Source organism: Aeribacillus sp. FSL K6-2848, from assembly GCF_038004325.1.
GTDB lineage: Bacteria > Bacillota > Bacilli > Bacillales > Aeribacillaceae > Aeribacillus > Aeribacillus composti.
Map to the genome: position 1 here is coordinate 1 of NZ_JBBOQQ010000001.1, position 12,500 is coordinate 12,500.

Annotated in this window: 7 protein-coding genes, 2 tRNA genes and 2 rRNA genes (1 of these 11 running past the window's edge); all 11 read left to right on the forward strand. The window is 40.9% G+C overall.

Annotated elements, in window-relative coordinates; translation table 11 throughout:
- A partial coding sequence (dnaA, locus tag NSS70_RS00005; RefSeq protein WP_340880727.1) for a chromosomal replication initiator protein DnaA occupies positions 1-1,029 on the forward strand: 1,029 nt, incomplete at its 5' end.
- Positions 1,030-1,233: 204 nt separating this feature from the next.
- Positions 1,234-2,370 (forward strand): DNA polymerase III subunit beta, encoded by a 1,137-nt coding sequence (gene dnaN / locus NSS70_RS00010; RefSeq protein ID WP_339198181.1) that lies wholly within the window; start codon positions 1,234-1,236, stop codon positions 2,368-2,370.
- 166 nt (positions 2,371-2,536) lie between these two features.
- A complete protein-coding gene (gene yaaA / locus NSS70_RS00015) occupies positions 2,537-2,752 on the forward strand; it encodes a S4 domain-containing protein YaaA (RefSeq protein WP_339210739.1) in 216 nt (71 codons plus the stop codon).
- Positions 2,753-2,767: 15 nt separating this feature from the next.
- Positions 2,768-3,877, forward strand: coding sequence for a DNA replication/repair protein RecF (recF, locus tag NSS70_RS00020; protein WP_339198184.1), 1,110 nt, complete (start codon positions 2,768-2,770; stop codon positions 3,875-3,877).
- 194 nt (positions 3,878-4,071) lie between these two features.
- Positions 4,072-5,997 carry a DNA topoisomerase (ATP-hydrolyzing) subunit B gene (gene gyrB / locus NSS70_RS00025; RefSeq protein WP_340880729.1) on the forward strand — a complete coding sequence of 642 codons (1,926 nt, stop codon included), beginning with the start codon at positions 4,072-4,074 and terminating at the stop codon, positions 5,995-5,997.
- A gap of 81 nt (positions 5,998-6,078) precedes the next feature.
- Positions 6,079-8,535, forward strand: coding sequence for a DNA gyrase subunit A (gyrA, locus tag NSS70_RS00030; RefSeq protein ID WP_340880731.1), 2,457 nt, complete (start codon positions 6,079-6,081; stop codon positions 8,533-8,535).
- A gap of 239 nt (positions 8,536-8,774) precedes the next feature.
- Entirely contained in the window at positions 8,775-9,875 is a 1,101-nt protein-coding gene (locus NSS70_RS00035; RefSeq protein ID WP_339198190.1) for an HD-GYP domain-containing protein, read from the forward strand.
- Between the two features lie 210 nt (positions 9,876-10,085).
- A 16S ribosomal RNA gene (locus tag NSS70_RS00040) occupies positions 10,086-11,639 on the forward strand.
- A 136-nt stretch (positions 11,640-11,775) separates the two neighbouring features.
- Positions 11,776-11,852 (forward strand) — tRNA-Ile (locus NSS70_RS00045).
- A gap of 16 nt (positions 11,853-11,868) precedes the next feature.
- A tRNA-Ala gene (locus NSS70_RS00050) sits at positions 11,869-11,944 on the forward strand.
- 175 nt (positions 11,945-12,119) lie between these two features.
- Positions 12,120-12,500: ribosomal RNA gene (locus NSS70_RS00055) — 23S ribosomal RNA — on the forward strand; it runs 2,552 nt beyond the window's last position.
- The 16S and 23S rRNA genes sit together here with 2 tRNA genes alongside, the layout of an rRNA operon.

The following is a 12,500-nucleotide window of genomic DNA, read 5'->3' on the forward strand; positions in this document are numbered from 1 at the left end:
TTGCTGAATCCAAAATATACTTTTGATACGTTTGTTATCGGCTCAGGAAATCGATTTGCCCATGCTGCATCCCTGGCTGTTGCGGAAGCGCCGGCAAAAGCATACAACCCGCTGTTTATTTATGGTGGCGTCGGTCTCGGAAAAACTCATTTAATGCATGCAATCGGCCATTATGTATTAGAACATAATCCTTCCGCAAGAGTCGTCTATTTGTCATCAGAAAAATTTACGAATGAATTTATTAACTCAATCCGTGACAATAAAGCCGATGAATTTCGCAATAAATACCGGAATGTTGATGTTCTGCTAATAGATGATATTCAATTTCTTGCGGGAAAAGAACAAACGCAAGAGGAATTTTTCCATACGTTCAACACACTACATGAGGAAAGTAAGCAAATAGTCATTTCGAGCGATAGGCCGCCAAAAGAGATTCCTACTCTTGAAGACCGACTGAGATCACGTTTTGAATGGGGGCTTATAACAGATATTACTCCTCCTGACCTCGAAACAAGAATTGCCATTTTAAGAAAAAAGGCGAAAGCTGACGGATTAGATATTCCAAACGAAGTCATGCTTTATATTGCCAATCAAATTGATACAAATATTCGTGAGCTAGAAGGTGCCCTTATACGCGTAGTAGCTTATTCTTCTCTCATCAATAAAGATATTAACGCGGATCTTGCGGCAGAAGCATTAAAAGACATTATACCGAGCTCCAAGCCAAAAATTATTACCATTCAAGAAATTCAACGTGTAGTTGGACAGCATTTTAATGTTAAATTGGAAGATTTCAAAGCAAAAAAGAGGACAAAATCTGTTGCATTTCCAAGACAGATTGCCATGTACTTATCAAGAGAATTAACCGACTCTTCCTTGCCGAAAATTGGAGAAGAATTTGGAGGAAGAGACCATACAACAGTCATTCATGCTCATGAAAAAATTTCAAAGTTATTAGAAGAAGACCCACAGCTGCAAAATCAAATAAATGAGATAATAGAACAGTTAAAGCATTCCATTCATCATTAGTTGAGGACATTGTGAATAATTTTGACGTTGGTACGCACAGTTTATCCACATGTGGATAGACTGTGCTTCCTTTCATTAACATTGTTATCAACATATCCACAAGCCCTATTACTACTTATACTATATTTTTTAATTAAAAAATAATAATAATATAAAATGTATTTGTTTGATAGATGGCAGTGCAGCCTTAGAAGGAGGATTTACATGCAAGTTATTGTCCAAAAAAATAAGCTTGTTGAAAGCGTCCAAGATGTCATGAAGGCCGTCTCCTCTAGAACAACCATACCTATATTGACCGGAATAAAAATTGTCGCAACAGAAGAGGGCATTTCATTAACAGGCAGTGATTCAGACATTTCGATTGAGTCCTTTATACCTGCAGAAGAAAATGGAACGATTCAAGCGGAAATTATCGAGCCCGGAAGCATTGTTTTGCAAGCTCGTTTTTTTAGTGATATTGTGAGGAAGCTTCCGCAGGATAAAGTGGAAATGAAAGTGGAAAACCACTTTCTAACTATTATTCGATCAGGAAGTGCGGAATTTAATCTGCATGGTTTGGATGCAGAAGAATATCCAAGATTGCCGGAAATTGAGGAGCAAAACGTTTTTAAAATTCCATCAGATCTATTAAAAACCTTAATTCGACAAACAGTTTTTGCTGTTTCGGTTTCAGAAACAAGACCAATTTTAACCGGTGTAAACTGGCGTTTAGAAACTGGCGAATTAACATGTATTGCAACGGACAGCCATCGATTAGCTTTACGGAAAGCAAAAGTGGAAACCAATATTTCTGAAGCGCATAATGTCGTTATTCCGGGAAAAAGCTTAAATGAGCTGAATAAAATTCTTGATGAAAACGATGATCTTGTCGAAATTGTCATTACAGAAAATCAAGTTTTGTTTAAGACGAAAAACATATTATTCTTTTCACGTCTCTTAGACGGAAATTACCCTGATACGAGCAGACTTATTCCAATGGAAAGTAAAACGGATATTGTTCTTGACGCAAAAGATTTTTTACAAGCTATAGACCGCGCATCTCTTCTTGCAAGAGAAGGACGCAATAACGTCGTCAAGTTGACAACATTTCCTAACGGGAAGGTTGAAATCTTGTCAAATTCACCGGAAATTGGGAAGGTTGTCGAAGAAATTCATGCCAAAGATGTTCAGGGAGAAGATTTAAAAATTTCCTTTAGTGCAAAATATATGATAGATGCATTAAAAGCAGTGGAAGGATCAGAAATTCACATCAGCTTTACAGGGGCGATGAGGCCGTTTTTAATTCGTGTTCCCGAAGATGAAACAGTTTTGCAGCTGATTCTTCCTGTTCGAACATATTAAACAGCTGTCGTCGGATTCTTCACGATAAATTCCACTATTTTATAGTGCTGGAAATAAAAAGAAAGCTACTAGTAATCAAAAAAGCTAGTAGCTTTCTTTTCGAATTGGGAAATATTTAGTAAAATAAAAAGTTAGAGACTATTTTGAGAAAGCGGATGAAAATCAGATGAAGCGTATTGTTCAAATTAAAGGTGAATATATTACACTCGGACAATTTTTAAAATTGGCGGATGTCATCCAAACTGGCGGAATGGCAAAATGGTTTCTCCAGGAGCATGAAGTGCTCGTAAATTCTGAGAGGGAACAGCGCCGGGGGAGAAAACTGAGAGACGGAGACATCGTAGAAGTAAAAGAGACTGGAACCTTTATTGTAAAAAACTGAAGTTGGTGACCTTCATTGTATTTAAAAGAATTCAGTTTAAAGAACTACCGTAATTATGAGTCCCTTCATATACAATTTGAAAACAAAGTCAATGTGATAATTGGAGAAAATGCCCAAGGGAAAACAAATATGATGGAGGGCATCTATGTTTTGGCGATGGCGAAATCCCATCGAACCAGCAATGATAAAGAGCTCATTCAATGGGAGAAGGAATATGCTAAAATAGAAGGGAGAATAGAAAAACAAAATCGTTTTTCTACGGTTGAATTAATTATTTCCAACAAAGGGAAAAAAGCTAAATTAAATTATTTAGAACAAAAAAAATTAAGCGAGTATGTCGGTCACGTCAATGTGATTATGTTTGCTCCGGAAGATTTGAATTTAGTAAAAGGAAGTCCGCAAATTCGCAGGCGTTTTATCAATATGGAAATTGGACAAGTTTCTCCCGTTTATTTGCACCAACTGAACAAATATCAAAAAATCATTCAGCAGAGAAATCATTATTTAAAGCTCCTCCAGACGAGAAAGCAAACGGATGAAAAAATGTTGGATGTGCTTACACTTCAGCTGTGTGAAACAGCAAGCAGCATCATTAAAAAAAGATATTTGTTTGTTAAGCAGCTTGAAAAATGGGCACAACCGATTCATTCCAGCATTTCTAGGGGAATGGAGGAATTAAGAATTCAGTATAAGCCTTCTGTTGATGTATCAGAAGAAGCAGACTTGTCGAAAATAGTAGAAGTATACTATGACAGGTTTGCTAAAATAAGAGAAAAGGAAATAGAACGTGGAACGACGTTAGCCGGTCCCCACAGAGATGACCTTATTTTTTATGTGAACGGCCGGGATGTTCAAACATTTGGATCGCAAGGCCAGCAGCGCACAACAGCTCTTTCGCTGAAATTGGCTGAAATCGATTTGATCCATGAAGAAATTGGCGATTATCCCGTATTATTGTTGGACGACGTTTTATCAGAATTAGATGATTTTAGGCAATCTCATTTATTAAATGCTATTCAAGGAAAAGTGCAAACCTTTGTGACAACAACAAGCGTAGATGGAATTGATCACAAAACCTTGAAGGAAGCGGCTATCTATCGTGTATCTTCCGGACAATTAATATAAATTATTTTTTTTTGAAACAGATCATGATGCTATTAAGAATTTTAACATCTGCAGCTTGTTTTTTACTCATGCATAGATCGTGTCATTACTTTGAAAAAAGCGGATCAATCTATTTAGATTTTTTTGTGGAAAAAAGATTTTTTATCTATTCAATCGATTTTATGTTTATAAAAGTGTAGGTGATCATTGTGGCGATGGAACAAAATCATGAGGAACAAACAACATATGATGAAAACCAGATTCAAGTGCTGGAAGGGTTGGAAGCTGTTCGAAAAAGACCTGGAATGTATATTGGATCTACCAGTTCTAAGGGTCTTCATCATCTCGTTTGGGAAATTGTCGATAATAGTATAGATGAGGCTTTAGCGGGTTTTTGTACAGAAATTAATGTGACGATCGAACAAGACAATAGTATAACAGTAAAAGATAACGGGCGAGGAATACCCGTCGGAATACATGAGAAAATGGGAAGACCAGCCGTTGAAGTCATCATGACTGTCCTTCATGCAGGAGGAAAATTCGGAGGCGGAGGCTATAAAGTTTCCGGTGGACTCCACGGTGTAGGAGCTTCAGTTGTGAATGCACTGTCAACTGAACTGGAGGTTTTTGTTCATCGCGATGGAAATATTTACTACCAGAAATATCGCCGAGGTGTGCCTTGTGAAGATTTGAAAATTGTTGGAAAAACTGAAACGACGGGAACCATTGTGCATTTCAAGCCTGATCCTGAAATTTTTAAAGAAACAACCGAATATGATTATGATACGTTGGCGTCGCGGTTGCGAGAACTTGCTTTTTTAAACCGTGGAATCAAGATTACATTAGAAGATAAGCGGGACGAAAAAGGACGGCAAAATTTATATTACTATGAAGGCGGCATTATCTCCTATGTAAAGCATCTCAACCGTACAAAAGAGGTTCTTCATGAAGAACCGATTTATATTGAAGGAGATAAAGATGGAATAAAAATAGAAATCGCTCTTCAATACAATGATGGATATACAAGTAATATTTACTCTTTTGCTAATAATATTCACACATATGAGGGTGGCACTCACGAATCCGGCTTTAAAACTGCCTTAACTCGAGTTATTAATGATTACGCTAGAAAAACAGGAGCTATTAAAGAAAACGATCAAAATTTATCAGGAGAAGATGTTCGTGAGGGGTTAACCGCGATCATTTCTGTCAAACATCCTAATCCCCAATTTGAGGGACAAACGAAAACAAAGCTTGGAAATTCCGAAGTAAGAACAATTACGGATTCCATTTTCTCGGAAATGTTTGAAACGTTTCTTTTCGAACATCCGCAAACAGCCAAAAAAATTGTGGAAAAAGGTTTGATGGCGGCAAGAGCCCGTTTAGCTGCCAAAAAAGCAAGGGAATTAACGAGAAGAAAAAGCGCATTAGATGTTTCGAATTTGCCTGGAAAATTAGCAGATTGTTCGTCAAAAGATCCATCCATCTCAGAATTGTTTGTTGTTGAGGGTGATTCTGCCGGTGGTTCTGCTAAGCAGGGCCGGGACAGACATTTCCAAGCTATTTTGCCGTTGAGAGGAAAAATTTTAAATGTTGAGAAAGCACGTCTTGACAAAATATTATCCAACAATGAAGTGCGTGCCATAATCACAGCCATTGGAACAGGGATTGGCGAAGATTTCGATGTTTCGAAAGCGAGATACCATAAAGTTGTGATTATGACGGATGCCGATGTGGACGGAGCGCATATTCGTACACTGCTGCTTACCTTTTTCTATCGGTACATGAGAGGAATTATCGAAAAAGGATATGTTTATATTGCGCAGCCTCCTTTATATAGAATTCAACAAGGGAAAAGGGTTGAATATGCGTACAATGATCGGCAGCTCGATAAAATTTTGTCCAATCTTCCAAGCCAACCGAAGCCAAGCATTCAACGCTACAAAGGACTTGGAGAAATGAATGCTGAGCAGCTTTGGGAAACAACAATGAATCCATCAACTAGAACGCTGCTTCAAGTAACATTGCAGGATGCGATTGATGCGGATGAAACGTTTGAAATTTTAATGGGAGACAAAGTGGAGCCTCGCCGCCAGTTTATTGAAGAAAACGCCCGTTATGTAAAAAATTTGGATATTTAATCGATTTGTTCACCCCATTCTCATTTTGTTTTTCTCCATAAAGTGAGGTTTGGGAATTGATTTTTACGGAGGTAATAAAAAATGGCTGAAAACAAAGAATCGCAAATACAGGAAGTCAATATAAGCCAAGAAATGCGTTCATCCTTCCTTGATTATGCGATGAGCGTCATCGTGTCGCGCGCCTTGCCTGATGTCCGTGACGGACTTAAGCCTGTTCACCGGAGAATTCTTTATGCCATGCATGACCTTGGCATGACTCCGGATAAACCGCATAAAAAATCTGCAAGGATTGTAGGAGATGTGATCGGTAAGTACCATCCACACGGAGATTCAGCTGTTTACGAGACGATGGTGAGAATGGCCCAAGATTTTAACTATCGCTATATGCTGGTGGATGGTCACGGAAACTTTGGATCCGTTGATGGAGACGCCGCAGCTGCGATGCGTTATACAGAGGCGAGAATGTCAAAAATTTCAATGGAACTTTTGCGTGACATTAATAAAGACACCATTGATTATCAAGATAATTATGACGGATCGGAAAAGGAGCCTGTCGTTCTTCCTTCCCGTTTCCCGCACTTGCTCGTAAATGGCGCATCCGGAATTGCAGTAGGAATGGCGACCAACATTCCTCCACATCAAATCGGCGAAGTAATCGACGGTGTTCTGGCATTAAGTAAAAATCCAGACATCACCATTGGAGAGCTAATGGAAATCATTCCTGGACCGGACTTTCCGACGGCAGGACAAATAATGGGGAAAAGCGGCATTCGAAAAGCTTATGAGACCGGACGAGGATCGATCACGCTCCGGGCAAAGGTTGAAATTGAAGAAAGAGAAAACGGGAAACAGGCAATTATAGTGACTGAGATTCCGTACCAAGTAAATAAAGCAAAACTTATTGAAAAGATTGCAGAGCTTGTCCGTGAGAAAAAAATTGACGGTATCTCCGATTTAAGAGATGAATCTGATAGAAAAGGTATGCGCATAGTCATCGAAGTTCGGAGAGATGCAAATGTCAACGTACTTTTGAATAATTTATATAAACAGACGGCATTACAAACAAGCTTTGGAATTAATATGCTTGCTTTAGTAGACGGAGAACCGAAAGTATTAAATTTAAAACAAATTTTAGAGCATTATTTAGATCATCAAAAAGTCGTTATTAGAAGACGTACTGCTTTTGAATTAAGAAAGGCTGAAGCGCGAGCGCATATTTTGGAAGGGTTAAGAATTGCATTAGATCATATCGATGAAGTGATTAACCTGATTCGAAGCTCCAAAACAACAGATATTGCCCGCGAAGGATTAATGGAAAAATTCAGCTTAACGGAAAAGCAGGCACAGGCCATCTTGGATATGCGGCTCCAGCGCCTGACAGGCCTTGAACGAGAAAAAATAGAAGAGGAATATAATGAGCTTATAAAGCTAATTGAAGAGTTAAAAGGTATATTAGCCAACGAAGAAAAGGTTTTAGACATTATTCGTGAGGAATTGGAAGAAATAAAAGAGCGTTTTAATGATGAACGCCGTACAGAAATAATCGCAACTGGTTTAGAAGCTTTTGAAGACGAAGATTTGATTCCAAAAGAGAATATTGTCATTACGCTTACCCATAAAGGCTATATTAAGCGCCTCCCTGTTTCTACTTACCGCAGTCAAAAGCGTGGCGGAAGAGGCATTCAAGGAATGGGAACTAATGCTGACGACTTTGTTGAGCATCTTTTAACAACTTGTACACACGATACTATTTTATTTTTTACAAATAAAGGAAAAGTTTATCGAGCAAAAGGATATGAAATCCCTGAATATGGACGAACAGCTAAAGGGCTTCCGATCATTAATTTATTGGAAATAGACCAAGATGAATGGATCAATGCCATCATCCCTGTTCCAGGATTTGTTGATGATTGGTTTTTATTTTTTGCGACAAAAGAAGGAATATGTAAACGATCACCGCTTTCTCAATTTTCCAATATACGTAACAGCGGTTTAATTGCGCTGCACTTACGCGAAGGGGACGAGCTTATCTCCGTACATTTGACAGATGGTACAAAAGATATTGTAATTGGAACAAAAAATGGAATGTTAATTCGTTTTCATGAACAAGATGTCCGGTCAATGGGCCGCACAGCTACGGGCGTAAAGGGAATTACGTTGGAAAAAAATGATGAAGTTGTCGGCATGGAAGTGCTGGACCCAGGTGTCGATGTATTAGTCGTAACTGAAAATGGGTACGGAAAACGTACGCACGAAAGCGAGTACCGAATCCAAACCCGGGGCGGCAAAGGTTTAAAAACATGCAACATTACACCTAAAAATGGATCGGTAGTTTCTGTAAAAGCTGTTCGCGGTGACGAAGATTTAATGATCATTACTGGGAACGGCGTTCTGATTCGCATGGATGTCAATGATATTTCTTCAATGGGACGTAATACAGTCGGTGTAAAGCTTATTAAACTTGATGAAAATGAACATGTTTCAACGGTTGCGCTCGTTGAAAAAGAAGAACAAGAGGAACAGCAGGAAGAAGAATAAAAGGTGCTCTTTTTTGAAGGGTGATATCTGTTGAAACATATTCTGCCAACGTAAGGAAAAAGTACTAATTTTAGGTCTACCACAGCTTTTAAAGCTGTGGTATTGTTAATTTATGGAGATCAAACGAATATTTCCTAATCTTTATCCTGTGAAAAAAAAGGTATTTTTCGTTTTTAGGTTTATTTACGTTCCTAAATGAGTGGGTGCCAATTGATTTTTATTTAAAGGAGGGGGTTCATTTGCGGATTCATGTCAAAAAATTGAAGCCGGGATTTGTCTTAGCAGAAGATGTTTATTCTTTGTCACCAAAACCAATTGCGAAAAAAGGCACTGTTATTAATGAGGAACATATTGAATTTTTTCGTGCATTTTTAATTAAAGAAGTTCAAGTCCGGACTTCTACTACTACAGGAGTAAAAGAAGCGAAAGAAGATATTTCCACTGATCAACCTCAAAAAAATGAGGCTGACGTTCAAAAAACGGAAAGTTCATCCAAAACTGCTTTTGAAGAAATTTTTGTACATTCAGTAGAACAGCTCCAAAAGTATTTTTTATCTTGGCAGTCGGGTGCTTCAGTAGATATTTATAAAATTAGAACATTACTCCTCCCAGTATTAAAAGCTGGGTTTGATCAAACAAGCAAAATAATGGAGACTTATACAACATGTGATGCAAAAAATTATATTTGCCATCATTCTGTTTCTGTCTCTTTATTAAGCGCTTTAATTGCAAAAAAAATGGGATTTTTAACTGGTGAAGTAAATCAAATTGCTCTTGCAGGTCTGTTAAGTGATTGTGGGATGGCAAAAATTACGCCGGCAATTTTAACAAAAAAAGAAGCGCTGACAGAAAAAGAGTTCCTCGAGGTTAGAGAACATCCTATTCACAGCTATAAATTATTAAAAGATTTACCAGCTTTAACAGAAGGTGCGAAAGTTGCAGTCTTGCAGCATCATGAACGATTTGATGGATCAGGTTATCCTTTAGGAATTAAAGGCGTTCAAATTCATCCTTTTGCCAAAATCATTTCGTTTGCAGACGCATATCAAGCAATGATTTCTCCTCGTCCATATCGCAATGGACAATCGCCTTTTCACGTATTGGATCAAATAGAAAAAGACCAATTTGGAAAATTTGATTTATCGGTTGTTCAAGCTTTCAAAAAAATATTTATAAAAGATATGGTAGGACGAACAGTAAAGCTTTCTAATGGAGCTTATGGGAAAATCGTTTTTATAAATGAAAAATTGGTTACAAAGCCGATGGTACAAGCAGAAGATTCCGATCAAATTATATCTTTGGAAAAGAGCAAGGATTTGTCGATTATAAAGGTTTTTTAGTTTTTTCGAAGATATAAAATAATGCTTGTCAAAAACGATTGAAACTGCTATAATCACTGAAGTCAGCAATTAAAATAAAAAAAGTGTTGACAACCATAAAGTATGATTTTATAATGTAAAAGTCGCTGTTTTTGATATATGATCTTTGAAAACTGAACAAAACGAAAAGCGTGCCTGTTGATTCTGACAAGAGCATTTGGTGACAAACTTTTTTTGGAGAGTTTGATCCTGGCTCAGGACGAACGCTGGCGGCGTGCCTAATACATGCAAGTCGAGCGGACCGAAGGGAGCTTGCTCCTTTAGGTTAGCGGCGGACGGGTGAGTAACACGTGGGCAACCTGCCCTGCAGACTGGGATAACTTCGGGAAACCGGAGCTAATACCGGATAACACCGAAAACCGCATGGTTTTCGGTTGAAAGGCGGCTTTTAGCTGTCACTGCAGGATGGGCCCGCGGCGCATTAGCTAGTTGGTGAGGTAACGGCTCACCAAGGCGACGATGCGTAGCCGACCTGAGAGGGTGACCGGCCACACTGGGACTGAGACACGGCCCAGACTCCTACGGGAGGCAGCAGTAGGGAATCTTCCGCAATGGACGAAAGTCTGACGGAGCAACGCCGCGTGAGCGAAGAAGGTCTTCGGATCGTAAAGCTCTGTTGTCAGGGAAGAACAAGTACCGTTCGAACAGGGCGGTACCTTGACGGTACCTGACGAGGAAGCCACGGCTAACTACGTGCCAGCAGCCGCGGTAATACGTAGGTGGCAAGCGTTGTCCGGAATTATTGGGCGTAAAGCGCGCGCAGGCGGTTCCTTAAGTCTGATGTGAAATCTCGCGGCTCAACCGCGAGCGGCCATTGGAAACTGGGGAACTTGAGTGCAGGAGAGGGGAGCGGAATTCCACGTGTAGCGGTGAAATGCGTAGAGATGTGGAGGAACACCAGTGGCGAAGGCGGCTCTCTGGCCTGTAACTGACGCTGAGGCGCGAAAGCGTGGGGAGCGAACAGGATTAGATACCCTGGTAGTCCACGCCGTAAACGATGAGTGCTAAGTGTTAGAGGGTATCCACCCTTTAGTGCTGCAGCAAACGCATTAAGCACTCCGCCTGGGGAGTACGGCCGCAAGGCTGAAACTCAAAGGAATTGACGGGGACCCGCACAAGCGGTGGAGCATGTGGTTTAATTCGAAGCAACGCGAAGAACCTTACCAGGTCTTGACATCCCCTGACAACCCTAGAGATAGGGCGTTCCCCTTTCGGGGACAGGGTGACAGGTGGTGCATGGTTGTCGTCAGCTCGTGTCGTGAGATGTTGGGTTAAGTCCCGCAACGAGCGCAACCCTTGACCTTAGTTGCCAGCATTCAGTTGGGCACTCTAAGGTGACTGCCGGCTAAAAGTCGGAGGAAGGTGGGGATGACGTCAAATCATCATGCCCCTTATGACCTGGGCTACACACGTGCTACAATGGGTGGTACAAAGGGCAGCGAAACCGCGAGGTGGAGCGAATCCCAAAAAACCACTCTCAGTTCGGATTGCAGGCTGCAACTCGCCTGCATGAAGCCGGAATCGCTAGTAATCGCGGATCAGCATGCCGCGGTGAATACGTTCCCGGGTCTTGTACACACCGCCCGTCACACCACGAGAGTTTGTAACACCCGAAGTCGGTGGGGTAACCCTTACGGGAGCCAGCCGCCGAAGGTGGGACAAATGATTGGGGTGAAGTCGTAACAAGGTAGCCGTATCGGAAGGTGCGGCTGGATCACCTCCTTTCTAAGGATATATACATTGAAAAAGGTACGCTTTTCCGTTTTGTTTAGTTTTGAAGGATCACATCCTTCCCCGTTTGCTGGTGAATTCGCAAAGTCGATTTCCCAGCGAATAGAAGCTGAATAAAAAAATACAGGATGGGCCTGTAGCTCAGCCGGTTAGAGCGCACGCCTGATAAGCGTGAGGTCGGTGGTTCAAGTCCACTCAGGCCCACCATAAATAAGACCATCCTGGGGCCTTAGCTCAGCTGGGAGAGCGCCTGCTTTGCACGCAGGAGGTCAGCGGTTCGATCCCGCTAGGCTCCACCATAAGTTTGATGAATATTGGAAGCATTGCTCCTATGCGAGAGCCCATTCGAAGGATCGGATGTTCGGCTAAAAGCAATTCAAGCAGCAAGGGAGCTCATTGAGAAAAAGCATTGTTCTTTGAAAACTGGATAACGGAAAGACATTCACGAATAGATCGCTCATGTTAGGAAGAAACGGTTAAGTTAGAAAGGGCGCACGGTGGATGCCTTGGCACTAGGAGCCGATGAAGGACGGGACAAACACCGAAATGCTTCGGGGAGCTGTAAGTAAGCGTCGATCCGGAGATGTCCGAATGGGGGAACCCACTGTCCGTAATGGGGCAGTATCCATACCTGAATCCATAGGGTATGGAGGGCAACCCGGGGAACTGAAACATCTAAGTACCCGGAGGAAGAGAAAGCAACAGCGATTCCCTGAGTAGCGGCGAGCGAAACGGGAACAGCCCAAACCAAGAGGCGTGCCTCTTGGGGTTGTAGGACACTCGATTAAGGAGTGACAAAGGAACGGGGTAGACGAAGAGGTCTGGAAAGGCCCGTCAGAGAAGGTAACAACCCTG